The organism is Paradevosia shaoguanensis (genome assembly GCF_016801025.1).
Taxonomy (GTDB): domain Bacteria; phylum Pseudomonadota; class Alphaproteobacteria; order Rhizobiales; family Devosiaceae; genus Paradevosia; species Paradevosia shaoguanensis.
In genome coordinates this window covers 4,581,252-4,605,088 of sequence record NZ_CP068983.1, presented here as the reverse complement: position 1 = coordinate 4,605,088, position 23,837 = coordinate 4,581,252, and the positions used below count along the sequence as shown (strand labels likewise).

The following is a 23,837-nucleotide window of genomic DNA, read 5'->3' as shown; positions in this document are numbered from 1 at the left end:
GTAGCGTGCCGCATTTGCGCCTATGCGCTGGCGGCACCCCCTTCGGGGCGGTGTGCCGCCAATAGGTGAGGGATTTCAGCGGCTCGGTGCCTGCCTCGCCGAATAGGCAAAGACATTCGCGCGCAGCTCGGCTAAGATTGTGGGTGGAGCAGACGCGCTGCTCTGGGGCGTAGTAACCCCTCACGGATGGCCGGTGTCAGCCAGAACGGCACCAACTCCTTGACCTATGGTCGGGGAGCCTGTGGCGTATACAACAGGCTTTCCGAGCTAAAGGCCATGGGGCCGTTTCGTGACGGTTACTAACTCCCCGATCACCAAGAGTCAGAGAGAATCGTTTGCGGGGGCGCACCGCAGACAAGCTCTCTCGGATACGGGGAATGACTATGCGGGTTCCTGTCGAACTCGATCCCGATGTGGACGACGAAGCGCCGACCGGCGACACCATAACCACCTATGACGAACGCCACTACGTCACCTATCTGCGCCTTCTCGATGCGACGGCCGAGGGCGCGGACTGGAAGGAAGTCGCGCGGATCGTGCTGCACCGCGATGCGGCTGCCGAGGAATTTCGGACCTATCGTTGCTGGCAAAGCCATCTCGAACGCGCGCAATGGCTTTCGCGTGAGGGCTATCGCAAGATTCTGGAGCAGGCGGCAGCCAACAAGGCGTGAGGGCGACGCCTCCCGATCAACGCTTGCCGGGCTTGATCGGGTAGTGAAGCAGCAGGCGATAGCCGCCGCGCATCATCTTGATACCGTGCGCGACCAGGCGGCGGGCCTTGTTCTTGCGCGGATCGTTCTCAAAGTCTTCCTTGGTGCCGCGAAAGCCGAGCAGAACTTTGGCGATGGTGCGATAACTCTCGCCGCGCAGCCGGGCGTCGAGCGCGCGCAGGGACAGGATATGCCATTGCCGGAGTTGGGCAGGAACGGCCCGGAAGTCGGGACCGGGCGCGCGGCCGTTGAGGGACCGCCAGAAACGGCGGGCAGCGTGGGCGCGCAGCTCCAGAAAGGAATCCATTGGCAGGGTGAAGGCATAGAAGGCGGCTGCGTCGGGCACCGCTTCGGGAAGCCAGAATTGATGTGTGACGCCATCAACCTGCCAGATACCATGCCAGCCATCGGCAGCGCGGCGCAGATCGAGGCCGGCGAGATGGGCCAGCGTCAATATCGGTTCGGTGTCGCCGTCCTTATGCTCGACCGGCGACAACATCACCGCTTGCGGTAGAAGGTTCGGACTCCAGATTGGCGTCGGCCGGTCATGCGGCGCGTCGGGATCGCACGGGAAATCGCAACCCCCAGCGATCCGCGAACGCTTCAAGGTCACGGCCGGACGGTCCGCCGCTTAGTGCGATAGTCTGGAACTCCTGACGATAATCGTCATTCCGGCGCAGATATTCCCAAGCGAAACCGGCGGCCGAAATGTGCTTCGCGTGCCTGTATGCCACCGGCGAACGCCAGTCGATGCTAAGCATGGCGTCACCTCCCAAAGCCGGGGCGCGCAAGGCAGCGCCCAGCCCTTAGAGGTTCAAAGATCGCTAGAAATATAGAAGCCGATCAAAGCAGATACCTTGAGCGGTCAGCCCGATCATTCTTGGTTATTTTCTGCTTAACACTATTTCTATGATTCCGCGATACGCCCGCCCGCGAAATGCGGGCAAGGCGCTCCGGCTTTCATTGGCTGGAAAACACATGCACCTCGTCATGTGCGGTTTCGACTGTGAAAAACTCGCCGTTCATTTCAGCGTCACGGGCCATTGCTTTCCAATCAATGTAGTAGCGCAGCGCCTCGGGGATCGTGACGCCGCTTTCAGCGGTCAAGTCCTCCATGAAGTCGGCAAGGCTGGCGAACTGGCCGTGATAGCAGTCCCGCAAGGCGGTTTCGGCTTGGTCAATGTCATCGTCGCACTGATCCAGCAGGCCAGCGCCTAGCGCGCCATGCTCGGCGATGAAAGCGCCCATGCGTGCCACGGTGTCGATGCCGGCATATTCGCTGATCGTGACGCCCTCGAAGCCCTCATAATCATGGATGGCATATTCCTCCGCGTGCTCGATGGGGGATCGTGCGAGCATGGCGGCAATCTCATCCCTGATTTCGTCCGGGGCCTGATCCGCGTCGATCCAAGCCCCGTGCAGATAGCCGTTATTGTAGGCTGCAAGGCAGGCGACATAGATGCGGGGATTGCTGTCGGAAAGATTGGTCATGTCTCTGATCCTCGGGTTTGGGGTTCAGAGCAGCGAAGCGCCGCTCCTGAACCCTTGCCCGGCGGCGAGCCACGGGTAGCAAGGCGCAGGAAAAGTCTTTGGCACCGTGGAATAAATGGAGGGGACCCGCTTGCGGGGAGCGGGCCGTTTATGCCGCGAAAGGCCGGAGAGTTTTCTTGCGCCGCGCGAGGGCAACGCCCTTAGCGACTCTTCCGTCGTGTTCAGCAAAGACACAGCACTAGCCGCGTTGACGGGGTCCGGGCGGGCAAGGCTGTGTTAGAACTTCGGTCATCGGTTGATTAAGAATCCCAAAACCTAATCTTTTTGGTAGGAGTCGGAGAAAGTGCGGGGAATCAGGAAGAGATCATTTGCTGCTGCCTCGTATTTGGGCAGCAACCACAGGACGCGGAGTGACAATGGCAAAGGGGCAAGAGAACCGGCAGAAAGTCTTCAGTTGGTTCAGCACGTTTCTACGCGATCAGAATCTTCTATTCCAAAGACCCGGCTCAAAGGGCGGGAGCAATCTTGGGAATCACACTATCGACGCGCAGACGGGCAATTGGGGCAACCTCGGCTATTCCAAAGGCAAACCGCCGCGCTGGTTGTTTCAAGTTGATCTGAACTCCGTTCCGGTTGTGGCTCGGCTGCCCGAAGGGGCGGAAGAGGCCAGCATTGGCGGCGTCAATACGGCGCAGGGCCAGTCTGCCGCTGTGACGGTACGAATCCTACCGCTGCTCCAAACCGGTCCTGATGCATTTGAGCGCGCCGATGAGTTTGAGGTGGCGGGGTTGTTCGTGTTTCACGGCCCGTTGCAGCCGGCGGGATCGTCCTCCGATCCAGTCAATTTCAACGTCGCCAATGGATCGCTATTCCGTGTCTTCAAAGAAGAAGACCCCGAGACGGGCGAAACCAAGCGCGTCCGGGTGGATTCTCCATACATTTTCGCCGCGCTTATCGGACTACTTCCAAGGAACGAGGCCAAGCAAGTCGAGATCGGCGGCGCTCCGGTGGCGATCACCTATGGGGAAGTGGTGGACGCGCTCCAAGCCGCGATTACGGCCCATCCACAGGGCGGGGCAGCAGGGCCAATCGCCGTCTACGATCTTAGCGATGATAATGAAGCGGCGAGGCTTAGGGCTGAATTGACGGCTGCATGGGATGGCGCCGGTCCGCCGCCTCAAGTAGCGCGCGTAGCCCAGCAGGACTCGGCGGAAGAGGATGAGGGAATCCTTGAGATCGACCCCGCGACATTGAACATCCCGGAGAACACAGACCTTCTTGGCGTTGATCCGTCCGTGTACCGCCAAATCAACGCTCTGCTGCGGTCGGGCAAACAGCACATTATGCTCTATGGTCCGCCCGGCACTGGCAAGACGACACTGGCGCGGTGGATCGCCGACAATCTGCCGGGCGGCGAATGGACTCTGGTGACGGGTTCTTCGGATTGGAGTTCGCAGGACATTATCGGCGGCTATCAGCCGGTCGGCGATGGTGATGTGGATTTTGTGCCGGGTATATTGCTACGGGATTTCGACCGGCCGTTCATTATCGACGAACTGAACCGCTGTGATATCGACAAAGTGATCGGGCCACTGTTCACGGTGTTGTCGGGCCAGCAGACAACGCTGCCCTACCGAACCGACATTACCGATAAGAACAGCCAGCCCTATGTGATCCTGCCGAAGGCGAAGCCTGGAGGGGCGGGAGATCATGAATTCTCGCCGGGTGCGGCGTGGCGATTGATTGCCACGATCAATTCCATCGATAAGGCATCGCTCTATCAGATGTCCTATGCCCTCAGCCGCCGCTTCGGCTGGGTCTACGTCGATGCGCCCGGCGATCTGCGGGGATTCATCGCCGCGTTCATCGCGAAGACAGACCCTGCTGCGCCCGTTCCGGCGGCGGGCGACTCCTGCCCGCTTGCCGATGTCTGGACCGCGATCAACTCGGCGCGCGTGATTGGTTCTGCTCCGATCATCGACGCGATAGCCGCGATCCGTCAGCTTGTGCCGGACGAAGCCTTTTTCGGCCCGGCCAGTGACGCGATGCGCAGCGCCGCGCTCGACGCGCTTGATATGGTACTGCTGCCGATGCTGGATGGCATCGTGCTTCAGGACGCGCACAATATCGCCGATGCGACCGCTACAGCGTTCGCGCTTTCAGCCGATCAGGCGGCGCGGGTCAAAAGCAGGCTAGAAGCGGTGGCGATCTAATGACCATAGATGCGGCCATAGTCGATTATTCGGCGGGGCTGCTGCTGCGGTATTTCAGGGGCGGCGCGCAGATTGATGGCGAGGTTCCGCGCCTCGATCAGCGCCGCGACGTTGATATTCTCAAAGGCCATTGGGCGATGTCCGCGCCGGTCCGGGCGTTGGTGGGGTATCTTGCCGCGCGCCCGCACGAGGCGCAGGCGCTGCTGACCTATCGGGAACGGGTGGATGATGCTGTGGCGCGCGGACGGATCGATGCGCGTAAGACGTGGCTCTATCGCCAGCAGACAGGCCTGCCCTCCGCTCTTGTCACACATGAGCCGGTGCGGAGCTTCAATACAGGGCCGAACATGCTGCTAGCGTGGGTATTGCGCGAAGCTGCGGCCTATACGGCGCGGCTGCTATCGTGGCAGGGTGACAATTCTCCGTATCTGCCGATGATCGAGGCGGCGCAGACGCAAATGCGTCGCGTCCAGAGGATCGAGGCGCTGCGCGAGCCGCTCAAGGCCGTATCGCTCGGCCGGCGTCCGAACGCCGGCGCAGTGCGGGATTCAGCGCGGTCGCGCCGCCCGCTCTACCGCAAGGCTGTTGAAGCCTACCGTCTTCTGCAAGGGTTGGAACGCGGCGACGTAGAGGCAATGGATCGCGTAGCGCGATCTGCGCTGATCGCGCCGCTGGAGGATTGGCGTCGGTTCGAGCTGGCGGTTGGGCTGGCTATTGGCGAGGCGCTGGCGCGCGCCAGCGGCGGGACGCTGCACCTACACCTTCTCGGTTCCGACTCGTCGGGCCCTATCGTGACGGCGGGGCGCTTTGCAGTCTATTGGCAGCAAATCACCAAGTACCACGTACCCACTCCGCTGGAGTCTTCGGAAGCGGCGGTGCGCGATGCGCTGCGAGATTACGGGATTGCCACCGGAACGGAGCGCCCCGATTTGGTCGTGGTGGACCGCGAAGCGGGTGCCGCTGCAGCGGTGGTCGAAGTCAAATACATCGCGGGGGATACGGCAGCCGTGCGCTTTCGCGAGGCCGTTGACCAAGTTGTTCGATATGGCCGGAGCTATGCGTCAGCGGATGCTACCGGCCCCCTCTTAGAACGATCACTGGTGGCGCTATCACGCAATGCACCGGTGCGCGTGGGGCACGCGGCACCGGCACCGTTCTGCGTGGATTTTGCGGCCATTACGCAGCCGCACGGGCTCGACGCTTGGGCTGAGGCTGTGACGCTGCATCTTTAGCCGATGGAGGACGCTTGGCTCCGCCATCGGCGAACAGCGGCACTTCGTCCTCGTCAACTGGTACGGCGCATGGCGGCGCGATCTCATAGGTGACGGGGCGATCTTTCAGCAACAGCGCAGGCCGTGGCGTGAAGCGTGCTAGCGCGCCGTTCAGGTATTCCTCCGACATTTCGCAACAGACCCATTTCCGCTCTAACGCCTCAGCAACCGCGCCGGTGACGCAGGAACCTCCGAAGGGATCAAGCACGGTGTCACCCTTGTTGGTGAGAAAGCGGATGAAATACTCAGGTAACTGCGGCGGGAAACGGGCCGGATGGATCGGGATATTGTTGTCGCGGCAATGTTCCTGATACCGGCTGGTCGATTCGGTATTGGCAATTGCGAGCAGGTTGGGCGGTACGGAGCCGCCGTTATCCTTCTGAAACTTGCTGGAAATGTCGTGCCCTGACGGGCGCAGCTTGGCAACGTAGCCGTTGCGCAACAGGTCCTGCATTGACTTGCTGTAGGGCGCAAGGATGCGGCGGTTGTTGGCCTTTGGGAATGGCGTCTTAGATAGCCACCACACCGTGTTCACCGCGTCCTTCACGCGAACACGCCGCACGTTCACCCATTCAGCGGGAGTGGGCAGCTTGGCCGGATTCCACCAATAATGCTCTTGGCATAGGTGGAAGCCGTATTCTTCCACCAACATGACCAGCAGCTTGAAGTGGTAGAGGCTACGTGTGGGCTGACCCGGTACCCATGCGCCACCAATATCGATGACAAGACTGCCGTCGTCCTTCAGAACACGCTTGAAGCCTTCCGCAAAAGGACGAAACCAGTTGCAATACTCGTCGGCGTCCTCGTTGCCATAGCTCTTTTTCCGAACCAACCCAAAGGGCGGGCTAGTCATTATAAGGTCCACGCTTGCCGGCTTCGTGCCATTGAACAAATAGGCGCGCGAATCGCCCCATATCATTTCGCCGAAGACGGTCTTGTGGAACGAGCGGATCAGCCGTTTGGGAAAGCGGGTGCCGAAGTTCTCTACTGCATCGGGGCCAGCGGCCTGCTGGCCGGCAAGGACCTGATTGTGAAGGAAGCGAACATATTCGCTGACATTGGAGAAGCCCATGCCTTCGGCCATGTCCTCGAACGAGGCACGTTCCTCCTCGGTAAGACGGACCGGCGTAATGGCTGATCGTGGATTATTTGCTTTTGGCCGCCCCATGCTTGTCCCTTCTCGACTCAGATACGAGAACAGGATAGATCGGAGGTTTTTGTATCACAAGAACAAAGAGAGCTTTTTTGTAATACGGAAAGCGCCTGCGACCAAGGTTCTTAGTCGCTCAGTGCCGTGCCGTGAACCGGAGCGTGCGCTGCGCATAGTCGAGCAGCTCCTGATCGTTGATCGCCGCCGTTTGCCATGCCCGGTTGCTGTCGTGGTGGAAACGGTTGGCATAGTTCAAAAGCCGCTCCAGTTCAGCAATGTCAGCCGCGTTCAGAACCTCCGTGGCCTGTCCAAATCGTTGACGGCATACGTTGATGAATGATCCAAGCAGGCTCCCCGGTGGGAACAGTGCCGGATAGGCAATACGCATATAGGCTTCGAGGATCGGCCGGAGAGCCTCGGCGACGGCGCGTTCGTTCGCTGCATTGGCGGACTGAATATAGGCGCTTACCAAAGCGTGCCGCTTGTCGTGTTCGGTGATGCAATCCTGATGCACGTCCCACACGGCCAGTGTGGAACCGTTGCCGTCGCGACTGATCCGCAACGCAGAGCGCGTTTGCCTGTCCGCTCCTTCCCACATTTGGCACAGGAACGGTTTGGAGTGCGACAGGACAATAACCTGACGCACGCGGCCTACCAGAGCACGCAGTTCGAGGATCGTCGCAAGCGAGCGATGCTCATCAAGGCTGGTCATCGGGTCGTCTATGACCACGATCTTGTCGGCAAGATTGGAGTCTTGCTCCAGCGAGGCAAAAAAGAACGCCAGCGCCAGCGTGTTGCGGTCGCCCGCGCTAAGGGTTGTGCGGAAGGATGGCCCGCCATTGGCGGTCAGCCCGACCGCGACGTTATTGATGACGACGCTATAGCTGGCAGATGATCCTGCTCGCGTATTGATCGAGCCTACCGCGCCCAGCCGGAAACCGGCATTGAAGCGGCCAAGGGAGTCGTTGATCGACCGCTCGTAAGCTGGGAAAATGGTGGTGCGATACTGGTCGAGTGCAGCCCTTGCCGCAGTACGCAAACGCTCGGATTCGGCCTTAGCCTCCTTCTCCGCAGCATAGGCATCGCAGGCGGCATTGAGCGGCGGCATATGGCGAGCCTTGACCGCCTGCAACCGGGCAAGGTCGGCGGTGAGCGTGGCGGCATTGGCCACGGCGGCCTGTTCTTTGACCAGAGCGATCTGGCCATTGCAGACGGCCAGCGTGGCGGACACGGCGTCAATCGCCTCGGCGTCGCGTGCGAATGCCTCGACTGCGGCGGTGGCTTCGGCTGGCAGAGTCATCGCTTCAAGGGGTGCCGCCGCCTTGGCTCGCAGTGTCGTCAACACTGCATCGCGCGCCGCCGTCCAGTTGCGCAGAATGGCGGCGGTGTCCACGTTGATGTCAGGCACGTCCATGAAGCCGCGCCAGAAATCGCGGGTCTGCACCGCGACGCGCACCGCGCGCTCAAACGCCGCCTGAATCTCGCCGCTGTGTGAGTCGGCGATTCCCTTGCCTGTGTCGATAATGGCGGATTTCAGCCCGTTGTAGGCGTCGCTGAAATATACCTCGTAGTGGCGAATAAGCGGCGAGCCCGCGAGGTCTTGTGCGCAGAATGGGCAGGCGTCGCCATCCTGCCCTTCGCTTGCGCCCGAGATGCGCGACATGCCTTCGCCGATCCATGCCTCGCCACCGCGTCCGAGCCTCTGCAAATGCACCCGCACCCGCGCGGCTGTCTCAGCCTGCACGTCCGGTAGCGTGTGCGCCAGCACCTCCGCGACGGCAGTAAGATCGAAGCCCGGCAATGATAGCGGCAGGAACGAATCACGTTGACGTATGGCGTCGGCAGCCTGCGCAGCGGCAAGGTTGCGCTCGGCGTCCTGAACCCGCGCGTCGATGACGTCATCGGCTGGCAAGTCGCAAAAGGCGTCCACGGTTAGGCCAGCGCGCTGGGCGGCGGGGATCGCCGCCTCGCGTGTGCGTAGATCGCGATTATGCTGCTCAATCGCGGCTACATAACGTTGCAGTTCCGTGTTGAGTGCGACGCCCCGCGCACCAAGGATCAGCTCATGTAGGTTCTGGCGGTGCGAGCTTTCGATCTCGATGCCGGAACAGACATTTGCGGACACAAAAGCGTCGTCGAACACCGCGACACGCGGCAACGGCGCAACCCATGCACCATTCTGATAAATGACCTGATTGCCGCCAACGGTAAGGACGACATGCGGTGGATGGGCAGCACCAAGCCTATGCCGGTCCTCGATTAGCGCGGCGTCGCCAATGCTGAGCGACCGGAGGATGGCGGCAAGCGTGGTTTTGCCGCGCCCGTTCTCGGCATAAACCAGTGTCAACGGCGTCAGCGCAATTTGCGCGCCGGCGTTGACGGAATCAAACTGGCCGACATTGCGAAGCAACTGAAAACGTTCAACCGTCACGGCATCCCCCCAACGCGCCGACCTACAGCCAGTTTTGTGAGCGTTAATCGGATGGAAAACTCGACCGCTCTCATTTAGGCTAGCATATGTTCTCAGTATGTTCTATATGGATATTACTAAGCCAGTCACAATCGAACTTCCGCTCGATTTTATAGGGCTATAGCGTAGACGTAGTTGTTATCTTCGCCCGGTGCGCCGGCCGGAGGCGAACGCGCTACCACATTGCGCTGTAGAGAGCCGCAGGGCCGCCAGTGACAAAGCCCCGGTGCTCTGGCGCCGGGACAGCTTTTGTAAAGAGCCACAGCCATGCGTTAGGGTTTGAAGCCGAACTGCGAAACGCGCCAAAGGCGTGGTTCTGGGCGAAGCCGAGCGCCCCGCTCGAAGGACAAAACCCACCTTTCTTACAATCGTTCGTATTGACAGTGTGGATACAACCTCCCATATTCCGATCATGGCAAAAACACGTCTCGCCCCTTCCGAATCTTCCCGCTCTGCGACCGCTGCCGTCGCCGTGCGCGCCTCTGCGACCGACACCAAGGGTAGCATCAATCTGCGTATCGAAACCGGCACGCGCCAGCTCATTGACGATGCTGCGGCAGTCCTCGGCAAGACGCGCACCGAGTTCATGGTGGAAAGCGCACGGCGGCAAGCGGTGGATGTGCTGCTCGACCAGCGTTTGTTCACGCTAGACTCCGAACGCTACGACGCCTTCATGCAGGCGCTCGACAACCCGCCTGCGCCGGGACCGAAGCTCAAGGCGTTGCTGCGTCGGACCCCGGCATGGCAGAAATAGACGACACGCCGGACCATCCTGAATTGCGACTGTCTGCCCCCATACCTCTGACGACAGAGCATGATCTTTCGGCGTTCGACTGCGGCGAGCCTGTCCTGAACGACTGGCTGCGCCATCGCGCCTTGAAGAACGAAAGCCGGTTCTCGCGCACCTATGTCGTGTGCGCAGGCAATCGGGTCGTCGGCTACTTCTGTATCTCGGCCGGATCGGTTGAACGCAGCGCGGCTCCCGGCAAGATGCGGCGTAACGCGCCCGACCTGATTCCGGTTTCGATTATCGGGCGGCTCGCCGTTAGCCTCGACCATGCGGGCAAGGGCCTCGGTATGGACCTTTTGTCGGACGCGCTGCGGCGGATTGCAGTCGCCTCGCAAAGCATCGGCATAGGGGCCGTGCTTGTCCAAGCGAAGGATGAAGCGGCCAAACGCTTCTATCTGCGCTGTGCGGAGTTCATAGAGTATCCCGAGGACAGCCGAACGCTGTTCCTGCCCATCGAAACCGTTGTCGCGGGTTTTGGTTAGGTGCGGCAGCTCTTGAGGATAGCTAACGAAGCACCGTGACGGTATAATCCTGTTTCATCGAGCACATTCTCCGAGTCGATGCCAAACTGCTGGCAGTTCCCGTCTCCAGCGATAGATGACGAAATGTCGAACTTCATCGCCAGCCCAAAAAGCTCAATAATTTCAAGATCGAACTTTTCTGACGGTAGGCTTGACGGTATCTCGACATGCGAAAAAATATTTTCGCATTATTTTTCAACTCAGTAGGTTATCTCAAAATAATCGAGTGGGAGTGAGGTAGTCCTCGAGTGCGAACGGAGTGTGCGGGCTCCGCCAGCAGAGGTTATCCGCTCTGCTAGCGGTGATGTTGCGAGCTATTGGATTGCCTCTGTCGTACCACGATGGCTTTCGACGTGCTGTTGATAGGACGCAAGCAGCACCTCATGTAGGGCGCGAGCCCTCGCAGCGCCGCCGTGTAGCCCTTGGGCCCGTTTCCCCCATTCGTCGGCCGTGCGGGACTGGAGCGTATCGAGGAGGATGTCGGGATCGAAATCTGGCCCGGCACCTGACATCAGTTTGATCAAAGCTCCGAAAATCGCGCCTCCATGGGTTAGCTTCTGCCCTGAAAAGGCTTCGGCCATATTAGTCAAAACCGCGGATGTGATTGGGATTCCGTGCCGTCGAATTGCCTGTGCGATGGAGGATGTGAAGGCAATCTCTCCAGCTTTCCATGCTGTCGATGATGTATTTCTTGCAATCTGCAGGCCGGCGTCAGTAACGAGTTGTCGAATCTCCAGGGCATCTTCATCAGCGGCAGCAAGCGCCGCGTAGTAGTCGTCAAGCCTATTCATCGGCTTTCTTGCCCGGTTTGCTAGGATGAACATCCTCGCCTCCTCCTCTCTGCTTCCATATCTGAAAATGCAGCATGGGAGTTGAAGGATGTCACCTCGTCTCTGGGCCGCCATCCAGCGGTGTTGCCCATCAATGATCGCCAAGACGTCGTCGGATCGGCGCGAAACGACTAGAGGTGCGCAGAGGCGCCAATCAAATTTCGCAGCAATGCTGGCGATAAGGCGTTCCGATGCCACATTGTCAGTTGACCTCTGATAGATGCTATCAACCGAAAGGCGCTCCAGATGTATCCATTCAATCGAGGGTTGTGAGCCGATCGGTGGGTGAAATCGTATCTGATGGCGACCGGCAGCACTTCGCCTTGACGAGGGCTTCGTTCGCCTTTCTCCAAATTGATGGATTTTTCCCGGCCCGACGTTGGTAATTTCCCTGACAGCGCTTAGCTTCAGGCTCTCAATAAAATGACCGGCCTCATCGGCTGGTTGTACCCAAATATCCGCACCTAGTCGAATGATGACATTCCCTGGGTGGACACGCATCTGACCGGGCGTTGCCTCAATGATGAATGTTCCGTTCGGTTCGAACTCGCCGGGCATCCGTTCGGCTACCCAGTCGGGAGCAGGGCCTTCACCGCATATCCACGTGGCGATGCCGTTGGCGGAACCGGTGGAAGCAATAGCTGGCAGGCTGAAACTCATCGTGTACTCCACTGGTGGCAGTCTCAAAACGAGACCGGGCTCACTATGACACCTGCGAGAAACGGTGTTGTAACACTCCGATGCTCGGATCACTTGCCACTTTCGGTTAGGCGTCATATCGAGCAGGCATGAAAACACAGCCGCTTCCGCAATTGCCGCCCGCCAATCCGCGCAAGGAAATCCTTGAGCTTTCTACGCTCCGCGACGTGCTCCGCTACGCGATCAGCGTCTTCGAGCGCGCCGAGCTTTCCTTCGGGCATGGTGCGGGCGGCGCGCTCGATGAAGCGGCGTTTCTAATCCTCGAAAGCCTGTCGCTGCCGATCGACGACTTCAATCCCTTCGCTGATGCCCGGCTGACCGAGCGCGAAAAGCACCTGCTTGGCGAGCGCATTGCGCTGCGGGTCGAACAGCGGGTGCCGACCGCGTACCTGACGGGCAAGGCCTATCTCCACGGCGTGCCGTTCAGGAGCGACGCCCGCGCACTGGTGCCGCGCTCCTTCATCGCCGAATTGCTGCAATCGCCGTTCTTCAATGGCGAGGGCGATCAGATGGCGCTCGTGGCAGATCCGGAAGCGGTCGAAAGCGTGCTTGATCTCTGCACCGGCGGCGGCTCGCTGGCGATCATGGCGGCCTATGCTTTCCCCAATGCGCGCGTGGATGCGGTCGATCTCTCGCCCGAAGCGCTCTCGCTGGCAGCCGAGAATGTGGCCGATCACGGACTGGGCAACCGGGTGACGCTGCTCGAGGGCAATCTCTACGCGCCCGTGGCAGGACGAACCTATGACCTCATCATCACCAACCCACCCTATGTCGGGCGGGAGGTGATGGATGCGCTGCCGCCCGAATACCGGCATGAGCCGGCAATGGCTCTCGATGGCGGCGAGGATGGGTTCGATCTCGTCCACCACATCCTCTCTGGCGCAGCGGCACACCTCAATCCCGGCGCCGGCATGCTCTGCGAAATCGGCGAGGATCGCGATGTCCTCGACGCCGCTTACCCCGAAACGCCGTTCCTCTGGCTCGACACGGCCAACAGTGACGGCGAGGTGTTCTGGCTCAGCCGCAACGATCTGGCGGCGCTGGCCAGGTAAGGCCTACGCCTCGGTGTAAAGCTGCGCGAACTCGGGCGAGGGCGGGATTGGCTTGATCACGTCGATCAGCACGCCATTGGGGTCCTGCGTGATGAAGTGGCGTTGGCCGAACGGCTCGTCGCGCAGCGGCGTCAGCACCGGCAGCCCCGCAGCCTGCACCTCCGCGTAAAGCGTGTCGGGATCCTCCACCTCGAAATTGAGGATGAGGCCGCTTGCGCCTGCTCGTGCCGGGGCGGGCACGGTTTCATGGCTGAAATCGAGAACCGCCAGGTTAACCGCTGGATCGACTGTCGATTGCAGGTGCACGTACCAATCGGCCGTGAAGACCGGCTGGAAGGCGAAGTGCCGCGTATAGAAGGCCGCCGTGCCGACGACATCGCCGGTCATGATGACCGGGTAAAAACTCGTGATCTTCATGCTGGTTCATTCCTCCAAATTGACATACAGTCTGCATGTTTGTGCTTATTAACATACAGGCTGTATGTATGCAACGGATGTCCAACAGCGACCGTACTGACCGCACGCGGCGAGCGCTGCTTGAGGTGGCGCGCGAACTGTTTGTGACGAAGGGCTATGCCGAAACCTCGACGCCCGAGATCGTCTCGGCCGCGCAGATGACGCGCGGCGCGCTCTACCATCACTTCGAGGACAAGCGGGCGCTGTTTCGGGCGGTTGTCGAGGCCGAGGCGATGGCGGTGGCCGCCGAGATAGAGGCGGCAGCGCCACCCAATCTCACGCCACGCGAAGCCCTGCGGCAGGGGAGTATGGCTTACCTGCGGGCGATGACGACGCCGGGCAGGACGCGGCTGCTGCTGGTCGAGGGGCCGGCGGTGCTCGGCGATGAACTCACTCAGCTCGACGAGGAAAATGCGGCACGGACGTTGCGCGAAGGGATAGAGGCGGCGCGCTCCGAAGGTGAGGCGAGGTCGGCAGTTCCGGTCGGTATCTTGGCGATGCTGTTGTCGGCGGCGTTCGATAGGGCGGCGCTGGCCGTGAGTGCAGGGGCCGATGAAGGGGCAATGGGCGAAGCCATGGCCGAGATGATCGAGAGGCTGGTGTAGCGGTCCGGAGAGCAGCCAACTCTAATCGGTGTTGGAATTTGCCGACGCACCCTCAACATCGCCGTCCGGCCCCGCTACAACACCAATATGTGCAATCTCTACTCGGTCACCACCAACCAGGCGGCACTGCGGGCGTTGGTCAATGCGTTCCGCGACGACCTGGGCAACCTGCCGCCGCTGCCGGGAATCTACCCGGATTACTTCGCGCCGATCGTGCGCGGCATGGTAACCGAACGAACCCTGTCACTGGCGCGGTGGGGATTGCCTTCGCTGGTCGGGATCGACGATGGCAAGCCCAATCGGGGCAACACCAATATCCGCCGGCCATGGCTCGACGATTGGAAGGGCTACCTCGCGCCGGAAAACCGGTGCCTCGTGCCGTTCAACCGCTTCTCCGAGCCGACCAAGCTCGAGAGCGGGGAAAGCGGCAATGCCTGGTTCGCGCTCGATGAAAGCGAGCCGCTGCTGTTCTTCGCGGGCCTGCGCACGTCCTGGCGCGGCATGAGGCGCAAGGATGAGGGGGTGATGGATCACGAGGTCTTCGGATTTCTCACCACCCAGCCCAACGATGTCGTCGGCGCCATCCACGAGAAGGCGATGCCGGTGGTGCTGACGACGCCTGAGGAATGGGAGGCCTGGCTTGGCGCGCCGTGGTCGGAGGCGCGCGACCTGCAGCGGCCCTTGCCCAATGGAGTGCTGCAGATCGCGCATCGCACGGCGCTCAAATACCTGCCGGGCGTCGAGGGAATACCCTCGGGTGACCCGCTGCGGCCAACCCCAAAGCCCAAGCCGGAAGAACCAGAGCAACCGTCGCTCTTTTAACGCTTCCCCCTTCACTTCATCTGGCCGAAGGCCCCCGACTCGATGCTAACTCCCGCAAAGGGGAGATTTGCAGCATGTGGATATTGATTGCGGGCCTTGTGGTCTTTTTCGGCATACATTGCGTTCGGCTGGTCGCGCCGCAATTTCGCGCGCAACAACTGGCCAACAATGCCGGTGCCTGGAAGGGCATCTATTCGTTGGTGTCATTCGTCGGCCTGGCGTTGATCGTATGGGGCTGGTGGGTCTTCAGGGGCGAGGCACCCCAGGTTTATGACCCGCCGAGCTGGGGGCGCCACGCGGCCATGCTGCTGGTGCTGCTGGCCTTCATTCTCGTGGCCTCTGCCAACATGCCCGCCGGCCGCATCAAGGCCTGGGTGCAGCATCCGTTCCTGACCGGCATTTTCTTGTGGTCGCTCGGCCATCTCCTGGCCAATGGCGACCTGGCCTCGGTGCTGCTGTTCGGCACGTTCCTCGTCTATTGCGTGGTGGACCGTATCGCGGTGGCATTGCGACCCGAACCGGGGCCGGTTTTCGTGAGCGGCCGGTCCGACCTCATCGCCATTGTCTCGGGCGTCGTGCTCTATGCCATCTTCGTCTTCTGGCTGCACGGCCTGCTGTTCGGCGTTTCGCCGCTGAGCTAACGCGAAGCGGCCTGCACACCGTCGCGCAGGTCGCTCTCGCCATCGTCGCCGAATGTCGTGACGTCTTCGAGCCGCACGAAGGTGAAGCCGCGTGCCTTGAGCGCCATGATGCCCTCGGCCACGCCCTTGCCGGACGAACGCTTGGGCTGGTTGATGTGGGCGATGATGACGTCGCCATCGCGCGCGCCGGCAATGCGCTGCGCGACCGTCGCGGCCGGCAGCGAAGCGCCTTGGTCGCCATTGAGCGAATAGCCCGCAACGCGGAAGCCGAGATGGCGGATCAGCGCCAGCGCCTCGGGACTATAGACGGCGGTGGCATCGCGATACCATTGCGACCTGACGCCGGCATTGTGGAGGATGGCCAATTGCCCGCCTTCCACCTCGGCTTTGATCGCGTCCGCCGTGCCTGCCGGCTTGATGCCGTAGACCGACTTGTCGCCGAGAACGGCGGGAATGTGCTGGGCGCCGTGATCCTCGATCTCGAAGAGCTCGGGATGGGCGCGCAGGATCGCGACGGCGTCGGCATTGCGCGAGAGCCAGCGGGCGGTCACGAAGATCGTGGCCGGGATACGGTTCTCGACGAGAGTATCGAGGATGCGCATGTCCGTGTGGCCCATGCAGGCATCGAGCGTGAGCGCGACCTGCGGCCGCTCGGGCCCGCCCTGGGCGATGGTGAGGCGCGGCTCGCGCAGCGTGTCGGCTAGCGCCGAGCCGCTCCAGAGGAGCAGGGGAAGGACCAGAAGGAATCGCATGGCGGAGAACGGGAAATGGGTGACGCTGCACGCAGGCTACTCCACCCGGATTGCGGCGTGAACAAGTTCACGGATTTTCGCTCCTTGCTTCAATTGCAATCCTCAGGCTCCATCACTATTGTGCCGCAACTTTCAAGACCGGGTAGCCAAGGCCTTCCATGTCCCAAGACAACATTTTCCGCGAAGTCGATGAAGAGCTGCAGCGCGAGCGCATGCGTACGCTCTGGCGCCGTTTCGGGCCCTATGTCATCGGCGCCGCAGTTGCCGTGGTGCTGATCGTCGCCATCAATGAAGGCTGGGCCTGGTGGCGCAATTCGACCGCCGCCAGCGCGTCCGACGAATACTACGCGGCCCTCAAACTTGCCGACAGCGGGGACCTTGCCGGTGCGCAGGCCGAGCTGACCAAGATCGAAGGCCAGGGCGGCGGCTACGCGACCCTCGCCAAGTTCAAGCAGGCTGCGCTGCTCGCCAAGGAAGGCAAGCAGGCCGAGGCTGTTGCCGCCTACGACGCGCTGGCTGCCGCCGAAAGCAATGTGCGCCTACGCGAGCTGGCCCTGGTGCTGGCCGGCAATATCCTGGTGGATAGTGGCACGCTGGCCGATGTCGAGCAGCGCGTTGGCTCGCTCAACACGCCGGACAGCCCGATGCGCAATTCGGCGCGCGAGGCGATTGGCCTGGCCCAGTACAAGGCCGGCGATCTCGCTGCCGCCAAGGCAACCTTCGAAAGCATCATGGCTGACCCGATCGCCCCGCGCGATCTCCAGAGCCGCGCCGACGTCTATATCGGCCAGATCATCGCCGAGGGCGGTGCGCCGGCCGACAACGTGGCGACCGATACGCCTGCGCCCGCAGCCGAGACGCCGGCTCCCGCCGCCGACGCTGCTCCGGCCGCCCAGGCCCCGGCTCCGGCCGCCGAGTCGCCTGCCGCAGCGCCAGCGGCTGAAACGCCGGCTCCGGCTGCCGAAGCTCCGGCGACGGATGCTGCCAACCCGCTGGCCAACAGCTCCTCGATGATGCAGATGATGGCTCCGGCGCCGACCCAGGCTCCGGCCGAGCAGCCGGCTGCCCCGGCTGCCACCGAGCCCGCAACGCCCGCAGAGGCACCTGCGGCGGTCAACTAAGACCGCTGCCTGTCTCTGCCTGAACCGGAGGACCGATGAGCGTCACCGTTGCCATTGTCGGTCGTCCCAATGTGGGCAAGTCGACGCTTTTCAATCGCCTGGTCGGCCGCAAGATTGCGCTGGTGGATGACACGCCCGGCGTGACGCGCGATCGTCGCGAGGCAGAAGGCCGCATCGCCGACCTGCGCTTCCGCATCCTCGATACTGCCGGCTACGAAGACAAGACTGACGGCAGCCTCGAAGATCGCATGCGCCAGCAGACCGAGCTGGCCATCAAGGAAGCCGACGTCATCCTCTTCATGTACGACGCCCGTGCGGGCGTAACCCCGCTCGACCAGCGCTTCGCGCAGGTGCTGCGTCGCGCCGGCAAGGATGTGCATCTGGTCGGCAACAAGGCCGAGGGCAGGGCTTCCGAAGCGGGGCTGACCGAAGGCTACAACCTCGGCTTCGGCGAGCCCGTGCCGCTTTCGGCAGAGCACGGCCTGGGCATGGCTGACCTCCACGCCATCATCTCGCAAGCGGTGGATCGCATCGCCGAAAAGAAGAAGCAGGAAGAGGAGGCCATCCAGAGCCTTGACCTGCTGCCTGAGGTGAACGTCGACCTTCCCGAGGACGACGGCACCGACGAGAACGCTCCAACCCGTCGCTGGGACCCGACGCGACATCTCAACGTCGCCATCATCGGCCGGCCGAACGCGGGCAAGTCCACCCTCATCAATCGCATGGTCGGTGAAGAGCGCCTGCTGACCGGTCCCGAAGCCGGCATTACCCGCGACAGCATCCTGGTGCCGTGGGAATGGGAAGGCCGCCAGATCAACCTGGTGGACACCGCCGGCATGCGCAAGCGCGCCCGGGTGCAGGAAAAGCTCGAGAAGCTGGCGGTCGGGGACTCGCTGCGCTCGATCCAGTACGCCGAAGTCGTGGTGCTGCTGCTCGATGCCACCATCCCCTTCGAGAAGCAGGATCTCCAGCTCGCCGACCTCGTCGAGCGCGAGGGCAGGGCGCTGGTGATCGCGGTCAACAAGTGGGACCTGATCGAAGACAAGAACGCCAAGCTCCTGGAGCTGCGCGAGATGTGCGAGCGGCTGCTGCCGCAGCTGCGCGGCCTGCCGCTGGTGACGCTCTCAGGCCTGCAGGGCCGGAACATCGACAAGCTGATGGCCGCGATCTTCAAGATCGAAGAGGCGTGGAACACCCATATCTCGACCGCGCGGCTCAACCGCTGGCTGGCGCTCATGATCGAGGGGCATCCGCCTCCGGCCGTTTCCGGCCGTCGCCTCAAGCTGCGCTACATGACGCAGGCCAAGACCCGGCCGCCGAGCTTCATCCTCTTCGCCTCCCGGCCCGATGCGTTGCCTGCGGCGTATCAGCGCTACCTGGTCAACGGGTTGCGCGAGAGCTTCAACATGCCCGGAACGCCCATTCGCTTCTGGGTGCGCGGTGGGAAGAACCCGTTCGTCGACAAGGATTGAGAGCGGGGAGGAGCGGCCGCGAGGCTGCGCCAAAGGCGGGATTTTTCCACAGCCCATAGCGCAAGTCGCGGAAATGCCGCATAACTCTCCCCGCCTAAGCGACCCGATGCTGAGTGCGGGGCCGCATTCCTTGTTAAGAGCTTGTTCCTCGAAATACTGATCATTGCCGTTCTGACGCTTGTGAACGGCCTGCTCGCAATGTCCGAGCTTGCGGTCGTGTCTTCACGCCCGGCGCGCCTCAAAGTCCTGGCCGCCGATGGACGGAAGGGGGCCGAGACCGCCATTCGCCTTACGGAGAACCCGGGGCGATTTCTCTCGAGCGTGCAGATCGGCATCACGCTGGTCGGCGTGCTCTCGGGCGCCTTCTCGGGCGCCACCCTCGGTTCGCGTCTTGCCAGCTACCTGGCAACGGTCGGCGTACCGCTGGGCGCCGCTGACGCCCTTGGCGTCGGCATCGTCGTCGTCATCATCACCTACCTCTCGCTGATCATCGGCGAGCTCGTGCCCAAGCAGATCGCCCTGCGCGATCCGGAAGGCATCGCGACGCGCGTGGCTCCGGCCATGGCCATGATCGCGACTATCGCTGCTCCCCTCGTCTGGCTGCTCGATGTCTCGGGCAAGGCCGTGCTGGCCGCTATCGGCCAGGGCGGCGAGCAGGAAGAGAAGGTGACCGAGGAAGAGGTCAAGACCATCATCGCCGAGGCGGAGAGTGCCGGCGTGCTCGAGAGCGACGAACGCTCGATGATCACGGGCGTGATGCGCCTGGCCGACCGCTCGGCCCGCGGCCTCATGACGCCGCGCCGCGATGTGGAACTGATCGACCTCTCGGACGACCCCGACGAGATCCGCAAGACCATCCGCCAGACCCATCGCTCACGTCTGCCGGTGCAGGACGGCGATGCCGATACGATCATCGGCGTGCTGGCGGTCAAGGACCTGGTGGAAGTCTTCGCCGAGGACAAACCGCTCGATATCCGCAAGCTGGTGCAGCCGGCGCCGGTGGTGATGGACCGTACGGACGCACTAGGCGTGGTCAGGGCGCTGCGCGCCTCGGTGGTGCACATGGCGCTGGTCTTTGACGAGTACGGGCACTTCGAGGGCATCGTGACCTCGGGCGACCTGCTCGAAGCCATTACCGGCGTCTTCCAGGAAGAAGAGGGCTCCGAGCCTGCCGTGGTGCAGCGCGACGATGGCTCGTTCCTGGTCTCGGGTTGGATGCCGGTCGACGAGTTCAGCGACCGCATGGGCATCGCCGTGCCGCGCGACGCCAAGTACGAGACGGTGGCGGGCTATGTGCTGTCGCAGATCAACCATCTGCCGGCCGTCGGCGAAACCTTCGAGCGCGGCGAATGGAAGTTCGAGGTGGTGGACCTGGACGGGCGCCGGATCGACAAGATCCTGATGTCGCGAATGGGTGAGTAGTACACAACCTCGACGAATGAACGAACTCGCTTAACGCCTTTGCAAGCTCGCAGGATCACCCTGCGAGCATAGCGTTAGGGGGCTCGGAAATGACTATTGCGGTCGACACTCATGCCAGGCGTCAGCCTGGGCAGTTGGCGTTGCCTGCTCTAGTTCTCGCTTTCGCCGTGGCCGCAGCAATAGCGGCCCCTTGGAGGTATCTTGCCTACCTCGAGAGCTATCTGTCCCAAGCCATAATACTCCCGCCCATTCTGGCGGCCGGCGTGGCTGTTGCATCCCTGTTGCTACGCCCAGCGGCGCCGTTCTCGTTCATCCTGGACACCACACGGGAAAGCCTGCTGCGCGTGGTTCTCGTAGTGCTTCTTTGCATGCTCGGGGTTTCGGCCTTCACGACGTTCAAGGTGCTGATACCTGAATTCGTGCCATTCTATGCCGATCCAATCCTGGCTCAGCTCGATCGCATGGTGCACGGAGGGGATCCAGGATTGCTGGCCAGGGCAATCGTTCCGGCATGGGCGCACTACCCCCTGGCATTTCTCTATGGCCCGGTTTGGTTCATCCAATGGTTCGGCCTCATGGGATTCGTTGCTCTGCTGCCGAACCAGGCTTTTCGCATGCGCTATTTTTGGGCGATGGCGCTTACGTTCTGTCTGCTGGGAACCGCAGCCGCCACAATCTTCTCGTCAGTGGGGCCGGTTTTCTATGAGCGCATCTATATGGACGACCGCTTTGCCGCGCTAACGCGCCTTGTTTTTGACGGCAGCGCGGTCGGCAGCTACATGGCCGAAGCCACGAGCTATCTTTATGACAGCTACATGAGCAGTGCCGTACGAATGGGGTCGGGGATATCGGCAATGCCTAGCATGCACATCGCCGTGGCAACGCTGAACGCGCATATGCTCTTCAGCTTTGACCGTCGAGCGGGTGTCATCGGCTGGGCTTACCTAGGAGCCATCTTCATCGGCTCCATATTCCTGGGCTGGCACTACGCGCTTGACGGATACTTCTCGTTCATAGCGGTCAGCCTCATCTGGTGGGGCGCCAGCCGACTCCCGGGCGCTCGCGGCGCCCAGGTGCACTCGGATGGCAAGCTAATGCAGCCCGCCTAGAGAGCCGTCAGCTCGCCGGACTTCACGTTGAAGAGCTTGCCGTTCTCGGCGTAGTTGGGGCTCACCATGTCGACCAGGGCCGGGGCGATGGTCTTGGGAGAGGGCAGGGTGTCGGGGTCTTCGCCGGGCATGGCCTTGGCGCGCATCGCGGTGCGGACCTGGCCGGGGTAGAAGACGTTGGCCTTGACCGGAGTATTGCCCATCTCTTCGGCGTAGACCTTGACCAGCGCATTGAGCGCCGCCTTGCTGGCGGCATAGCTGCCCCAATAGGCGCGCGGATTGGTGGCGGCACCGCTGCTGACGAAGACGGCGCGGCCGGCCACGGACTGGCGCAGCAGCAGGTCCATCGAGCGGATCAGCCGGAAATTGGCAGTGACGTTGGTGGCGAAAACCTTGTCGAACTCCTCGGGCGCAATGTGCGGCAGGGGACTGAGCGTGCCCAGCATGCCGGCATTGGCGATGAGGCCGTCAAGGCTACCCCAGCGCTCGAAGATCGCGGCGCCCAGGCGATCGATGGCTTCGCCGTCCTTGAGGTCGAGCGGGACGAGCGTGGTCGAGCCGCCCAGGTCCTGGATTTCGTCGTCGAGCTCCTCGAGGCCGCCGACAGTGCGGGCGACGGCGACCACATGCGCCCCGCGCCGCGCCGCTTCCAGCGCTGCCGCATAACCGATACCGCGCGATGCGCCGGTGACCAGCACGACCTTGTCGTGGAGGTCCTGCCCCTTTGCGGGTGCCTTAGCCATTAACCTGCTTCCCTCATGAGCGAAATCTGCTTGGGTTCGTTCTTCTGCCGCCCATTCAGGTCAGTCAGCGGGGTCGGATATTCCCCGGTGAAGTAGTGGTCGGTGAATTGCGGCGCGAGCGGATTGCGTGGCTCCCCGCCAACGGCCTTATAGAGGCCGTCGATCGAGAGGAACTGCAGCGAATCCGCCCCGATATAGCGGCACATCGCCTCGATATCGGCATACTGGTTGGCCAGCAGCTTTTCCGGATCGGGCGTGTCGATGCCGTAATAGTCCGAGTGATAGATCATCGGGCTGGCGACGCGGATATGCACTTCCTTGGCGCCGGCCTCGCGGATCATCTGCACGATCTTGACCGAGGTGGTGCCGCGCACGATGGAATCGTCAACCAGCACGACGCGCTTGCCCGCGATCTCGGCGCGATTGGCCGAATGCTTGAGCTTGACGCCGAAAGCACGGATGGACTGGGTCGGCTCGATGAAGGTGCGGCCGACATAGTGGTTGCGGATGATGCCGAGTTCGAACGGAATGCCGCTCGCCTGCGCATAACCGATGGCCGCCGGCGTGCCGCCATCGGGCACGGGCACGACGACATCCGCCTCGACCGGCGCTTCCTGGGCTAGGTTGATGCCCATGCGCTTGCGGGCACCATAGACGGAGCGGCCGGCCACGACCGAATCCGGGCGGGCGAAATAGACATATTCGAAGAGGCATACCCGCTCGCGCACCGGCACGCGCGGCTTGATGGATTCGATGGTGATCTCGCCATTGGCCTGCATCTCGCAGATAACGACCTCGCCGTTCTCGACATCGCGCACGAACTTGGCGCCGATGATGTCGAGCGCGCAGGTTTCCGACGCGAAGATGGGCTTGCCGTCGAGCTCGCCCAGCACCAGCGGACGAATGCCGTTGGGATCGCGGGCGCCGATGAGCTTGGTGCGGGTGAGGGCCACGAGCGCATAGGCGCCTTCGAGGTGCCCGATCGCATCAAGGAATCGGTCGCTGGACGACTGGCGTCGCGAACGGGCGATGAGGTGGAGCACCACTTCGGTATCGGAGGTGGACTGGCAGATGGCGCCGCTGGCGATGAGCTGGCGGCGCAGGGTCAGGCCGTTGGTGAAGTTGCCGTTATGGGCAATGGCGATGCCGCCCACTTCGAGCTCGGCGAAAAGCGGCTGCACGTTGCGCAGGATGGTTTCGCCGGTGGTGGAGTAGCGCACGTGTCCCATGGCCATGTGGCCGGGGAGGCGGGCGAGGGTGGCCGGATTGGTGTAGTGGTCGCCCACGAGCCCGAGCTGGCGCTCGGAGTGGAACTGGCGACCATCGAAGGTGACGATGCCGGCCGCTTCCTGCCCGCGGTGCTGGAGGGCATGCAGACCCAGGGCCGTGAGGGTTGCTGCCTCGGGGTGCCCCAAAATGCCAAACACGCCGCATTCCTCATGCAGCGTGTCGCCGTCGATATCGAAATGATCGTCTTGCATGGGCAGCACCATCGGC

23 protein-coding genes are annotated in these 23,837 nt (G+C 62.2%); 13 read left to right on the top strand and 10 right to left on the bottom strand.

Going from position 1 to position 23,837, the window contains the following annotated elements:
• Nucleotides 1-383: 383 nt before the first annotated feature.
• The gene (locus JNE37_RS22385) at nt 384-671 is read left to right on the top strand and encodes a DNA -binding domain-containing protein (protein ID WP_203066461.1); all 288 of its coding nucleotides are present in this window, start codon (nt 384-386) and stop codon (nt 669-671) included.
• A 16-nt stretch (nt 672-687) separates the two neighbouring features.
• Here the strand turns inward: JNE37_RS22385 and JNE37_RS22380 are convergent, their stop codons facing one another.
• The 3 genes from JNE37_RS22380 to JNE37_RS22375 form a co-directional block, all read right to left on the bottom strand.
• Nucleotides 688-1,209 carry a DUF2285 domain-containing protein gene (locus JNE37_RS22380; RefSeq protein WP_203066460.1) on the bottom strand — a complete coding sequence of 174 codons (522 nt, stop codon included), beginning with the start codon at nt 1,207-1,209 and terminating at the stop codon, nt 688-690.
• Nucleotides 1,210-1,255: 46 nt separating this feature from the next.
• Nucleotides 1,256-1,471 carry a transcriptional regulator domain-containing protein gene (locus tag JNE37_RS22735; RefSeq protein WP_246513433.1) on the bottom strand — a complete coding sequence of 72 codons (216 nt, stop codon included), beginning with the start codon at nt 1,469-1,471 and terminating at the stop codon, nt 1,256-1,258.
• 199 nt (nt 1,472-1,670) lie between these two features.
• Nucleotides 1,671-2,201 carry an antirestriction protein ArdA gene (locus JNE37_RS22375; protein WP_203064886.1) on the bottom strand — a complete coding sequence of 177 codons (531 nt, stop codon included), beginning with the start codon at nt 2,199-2,201 and terminating at the stop codon, nt 1,671-1,673.
• 416 nt (nt 2,202-2,617) lie between these two features.
• On the opposite strand from JNE37_RS22375, the gene JNE37_RS22370 reads away from it, so the two are divergent.
• The gene (locus tag JNE37_RS22370; protein ID WP_203064885.1) at nt 2,618-4,414 is read left to right on the top strand and encodes an AAA family ATPase; all 1,797 of its coding nucleotides are present in this window, start codon (nt 2,618-2,620) and stop codon (nt 4,412-4,414) included.
• Nucleotides 4,414-5,646 (top strand): hypothetical protein, encoded by a 1,233-nt coding sequence (locus tag JNE37_RS22365; RefSeq protein ID WP_203064884.1) that lies wholly within the window; start codon nt 4,414-4,416, stop codon nt 5,644-5,646. Before JNE37_RS22370 ends, JNE37_RS22365 begins: the two co-directional genes overlap by 1 nt.
• Here the strand turns inward: JNE37_RS22365 and JNE37_RS22360 are convergent.
• On the bottom strand, nt 5,591-6,853 hold the full coding sequence (locus JNE37_RS22360) for a DNA-methyltransferase (protein WP_174835046.1): 1,263 nt from the start codon (nt 6,851-6,853) through the stop codon (nt 5,591-5,593). The genes JNE37_RS22365 and JNE37_RS22360 overlap by 56 nt on opposite strands.
• Before the next feature lie 118 nt (nt 6,854-6,971).
• Nucleotides 6,972-9,266: an AAA family ATPase gene (locus tag JNE37_RS22355; RefSeq protein WP_203064883.1), complete on the bottom strand. Its 2,295-nt coding sequence runs from the start codon at nt 9,264-9,266 to the stop codon at nt 6,972-6,974.
• A gap of 451 nt (nt 9,267-9,717) precedes the next feature.
• On the opposite strand from JNE37_RS22355, the gene JNE37_RS22350 reads away from it, so the two are divergent.
• Both JNE37_RS22350 and JNE37_RS22345 read left to right on the top strand, forming a co-directional pair.
• Nucleotides 9,718-10,059, top strand: coding sequence for a type II toxin-antitoxin system TacA family antitoxin (locus JNE37_RS22350; protein WP_174838773.1), 342 nt, complete (start codon nt 9,718-9,720; stop codon nt 10,057-10,059).
• Nucleotides 10,047-10,577, top strand: a complete 531-nt coding sequence (locus tag JNE37_RS22345) for a GNAT family N-acetyltransferase (protein WP_174835044.1) — start codon at nt 10,047-10,049, stop codon at nt 10,575-10,577. The genes JNE37_RS22350 and JNE37_RS22345 overlap by 13 nt, the downstream gene beginning before the upstream one ends.
• 353 nt (nt 10,578-10,930) lie before the next feature.
• Here JNE37_RS22345 and JNE37_RS22340 read toward each other — a convergent pair whose 3' ends face one another.
• On the bottom strand, nt 10,931-12,106 hold the full coding sequence (locus JNE37_RS22340; protein ID WP_203064882.1) for a ParB/RepB/Spo0J family partition protein: 1,176 nt from the start codon (nt 12,104-12,106) through the stop codon (nt 10,931-10,933).
• A gap of 128 nt (nt 12,107-12,234) precedes the next feature.
• Here JNE37_RS22340 and prmB point away from each other — a divergent pair, with 128 nt between their 5' ends.
• On the top strand, nt 12,235-13,197 hold the full coding sequence (gene prmB, locus JNE37_RS22335; RefSeq protein ID WP_203064881.1) for a 50S ribosomal protein L3 N(5)-glutamine methyltransferase: 963 nt from the start codon (nt 12,235-12,237) through the stop codon (nt 13,195-13,197).
• A gap of 3 nt (nt 13,198-13,200) precedes the next feature.
• On the opposite strand, the gene JNE37_RS22330 is transcribed toward prmB, so the two are convergent.
• A complete protein-coding gene (locus JNE37_RS22330) occupies nt 13,201-13,614 on the bottom strand; it encodes a VOC family protein (RefSeq protein WP_203064880.1) in 414 nt (137 codons plus the stop codon).
• Between the two features lie 68 nt (nt 13,615-13,682).
• On the opposite strand from JNE37_RS22330, the gene JNE37_RS22325 reads away from it, so the two are divergent.
• The 3 genes from JNE37_RS22325 (at nt 13,683) to JNE37_RS22315 (ending at nt 15,721) form a co-directional block, all read left to right on the top strand.
• The gene (locus tag JNE37_RS22325) at nt 13,683-14,258 is read left to right on the top strand and encodes a TetR/AcrR family transcriptional regulator (RefSeq protein ID WP_203064879.1); all 576 of its coding nucleotides are present in this window, start codon (nt 13,683-13,685) and stop codon (nt 14,256-14,258) included.
• An 87-nt stretch (nt 14,259-14,345) separates the two neighbouring features.
• On the top strand, nt 14,346-15,080 hold the full coding sequence (locus tag JNE37_RS22320) for an SOS response-associated peptidase (RefSeq protein WP_203064878.1): 735 nt from the start codon (nt 14,346-14,348) through the stop codon (nt 15,078-15,080).
• Between the two features lie 74 nt (nt 15,081-15,154).
• Nucleotides 15,155-15,721, top strand: coding sequence for an NnrU family protein (locus JNE37_RS22315; RefSeq protein ID WP_203064877.1), 567 nt, complete (start codon nt 15,155-15,157; stop codon nt 15,719-15,721).
• Here the strand turns inward: JNE37_RS22315 and JNE37_RS22310 are convergent.
• Nucleotides 15,718-16,473, bottom strand: a complete 756-nt coding sequence (locus JNE37_RS22310; RefSeq protein ID WP_203064876.1) for a polysaccharide deacetylase family protein — start codon at nt 16,471-16,473, stop codon at nt 15,718-15,720. The two genes, JNE37_RS22315 and JNE37_RS22310, sit on opposite strands and share 4 nt — an antisense overlap.
• Nucleotides 16,474-16,631: 158 nt before the next feature.
• On the opposite strand from JNE37_RS22310, the gene JNE37_RS22305 reads away from it, so the two are divergent.
• The 4 genes from JNE37_RS22305 to JNE37_RS22290 all read left to right on the top strand — a co-directional run bounded on the left by JNE37_RS22305 (nt 16,632) and on the right by JNE37_RS22290 (nt 21,597).
• Entirely contained in the window at nt 16,632-17,594 is a 963-nt protein-coding gene (locus JNE37_RS22305) for a tetratricopeptide repeat protein (RefSeq protein ID WP_203064875.1), read from the top strand.
• A 35-nt stretch (nt 17,595-17,629) separates the two neighbouring features.
• Nucleotides 17,630-19,066, top strand: coding sequence for a ribosome biogenesis GTPase Der (der, locus tag JNE37_RS22300; protein WP_035092064.1), 1,437 nt, complete (start codon nt 17,630-17,632; stop codon nt 19,064-19,066).
• 141 nt (nt 19,067-19,207) lie between these two features.
• A complete protein-coding gene (locus tag JNE37_RS22295) occupies nt 19,208-20,488 on the top strand; it encodes a hemolysin family protein (RefSeq protein ID WP_035034434.1) in 1,281 nt (426 codons plus the stop codon).
• 89 nt (nt 20,489-20,577) lie between these two features.
• The gene (locus JNE37_RS22290; RefSeq protein WP_203064874.1) at nt 20,578-21,597 is read left to right on the top strand and encodes a phosphatase PAP2 family protein; all 1,020 of its coding nucleotides are present in this window, start codon (nt 20,578-20,580) and stop codon (nt 21,595-21,597) included.
• Here JNE37_RS22290 and JNE37_RS22285 read toward each other — a convergent pair.
• Together JNE37_RS22285 and purF are read right to left on the bottom strand one after the other, a co-directional pair.
• A complete protein-coding gene (locus JNE37_RS22285; RefSeq protein ID WP_203064873.1) occupies nt 21,594-22,340 on the bottom strand; it encodes an SDR family NAD(P)-dependent oxidoreductase in 747 nt (248 codons plus the stop codon). The genes JNE37_RS22290 and JNE37_RS22285 overlap by 4 nt on opposite strands.
• On the bottom strand, nt 22,340-23,821 hold the full coding sequence (gene purF, locus JNE37_RS22280; RefSeq protein WP_376742947.1) for an amidophosphoribosyltransferase: 1,482 nt from the start codon (nt 23,819-23,821) through the stop codon (nt 22,340-22,342). The genes JNE37_RS22285 and purF overlap by 1 nt, the downstream gene beginning before the upstream one ends.
• Nucleotides 23,822-23,837: the final 16 nt, after the last annotated feature.

What these genes read in the sequence shown, in the direction of transcription:
- JNE37_RS22330 (WP_203064880.1), bottom strand. Translation starts at nt 13,614, where the DNA reads ATGAAGATCACGAGTTTTTACCCGGTCATCATGACCGGCGATGTCGTC.
- purF (WP_376742947.1), bottom strand. Translation starts at nt 23,821, where the DNA reads ATGCAAGACGATCATTTCGATATCGACGGCGACACGCTGCATGAGGAA.
- JNE37_RS22315 (WP_203064877.1), top strand. Translation starts at nt 15,155, where the DNA reads ATGTGGATATTGATTGCGGGCCTTGTGGTCTTTTTCGGCATACATTGC.
- JNE37_RS22310 (WP_203064876.1), bottom strand. Translation starts at nt 16,473, where the DNA reads ATGCGATTCCTTCTGGTCCTTCCCCTGCTCCTCTGGAGCGGCTCGGCG.
- JNE37_RS22320 (WP_203064878.1), top strand. Translation starts at nt 14,346, where the DNA reads ATGTGCAATCTCTACTCGGTCACCACCAACCAGGCGGCACTGCGGGCG.
- JNE37_RS22340 (WP_203064882.1), bottom strand. Translation starts at nt 12,106, where the DNA reads ATGAGTTTCAGCCTGCCAGCTATTGCTTCCACCGGTTCCGCCAACGGC.
- JNE37_RS22305 (WP_203064875.1), top strand. Translation starts at nt 16,632, where the DNA reads ATGTCCCAAGACAACATTTTCCGCGAAGTCGATGAAGAGCTGCAGCGC.
- JNE37_RS22345 (WP_174835044.1), top strand. Translation starts at nt 10,047, where the DNA reads ATGGCAGAAATAGACGACACGCCGGACCATCCTGAATTGCGACTGTCT.
- der (WP_035092064.1), top strand. Translation starts at nt 17,630, where the DNA reads ATGAGCGTCACCGTTGCCATTGTCGGTCGTCCCAATGTGGGCAAGTCG.
- JNE37_RS22285 (WP_203064873.1), bottom strand. Translation starts at nt 22,340, where the DNA reads ATGGCTAAGGCACCCGCAAAGGGGCAGGACCTCCACGACAAGGTCGTG.
- prmB (WP_203064881.1), top strand. Translation starts at nt 12,235, where the DNA reads ATGAAAACACAGCCGCTTCCGCAATTGCCGCCCGCCAATCCGCGCAAG.
- JNE37_RS22325 (WP_203064879.1), top strand. Translation starts at nt 13,683, where the DNA reads ATGCAACGGATGTCCAACAGCGACCGTACTGACCGCACGCGGCGAGCG.
- JNE37_RS22290 (WP_203064874.1), top strand. Translation starts at nt 20,578, where the DNA reads ATGACTATTGCGGTCGACACTCATGCCAGGCGTCAGCCTGGGCAGTTG.
- JNE37_RS22375 (WP_203064886.1), bottom strand. Translation starts at nt 2,201, where the DNA reads ATGACCAATCTTTCCGACAGCAATCCCCGCATCTATGTCGCCTGCCTT.
- JNE37_RS22350 (WP_174838773.1), top strand. Translation starts at nt 9,718, where the DNA reads ATGGCAAAAACACGTCTCGCCCCTTCCGAATCTTCCCGCTCTGCGACC.
- JNE37_RS22360 (WP_174835046.1), bottom strand. Translation starts at nt 6,853, where the DNA reads ATGGGGCGGCCAAAAGCAAATAATCCACGATCAGCCATTACGCCGGTC.
- JNE37_RS22385 (WP_203066461.1), top strand. Translation starts at nt 384, where the DNA reads ATGCGGGTTCCTGTCGAACTCGATCCCGATGTGGACGACGAAGCGCCG.
- JNE37_RS22735 (WP_246513433.1), bottom strand. Translation starts at nt 1,471, where the DNA reads ATGCTTAGCATCGACTGGCGTTCGCCGGTGGCATACAGGCACGCGAAG.
- JNE37_RS22365 (WP_203064884.1), top strand. Translation starts at nt 4,414, where the DNA reads ATGACCATAGATGCGGCCATAGTCGATTATTCGGCGGGGCTGCTGCTG.
- JNE37_RS22370 (WP_203064885.1), top strand. Translation starts at nt 2,618, where the DNA reads ATGGCAAAGGGGCAAGAGAACCGGCAGAAAGTCTTCAGTTGGTTCAGC.
- JNE37_RS22380 (WP_203066460.1), bottom strand. Translation starts at nt 1,209, where the DNA reads ATGTTGTCGCCGGTCGAGCATAAGGACGGCGACACCGAACCGATATTG.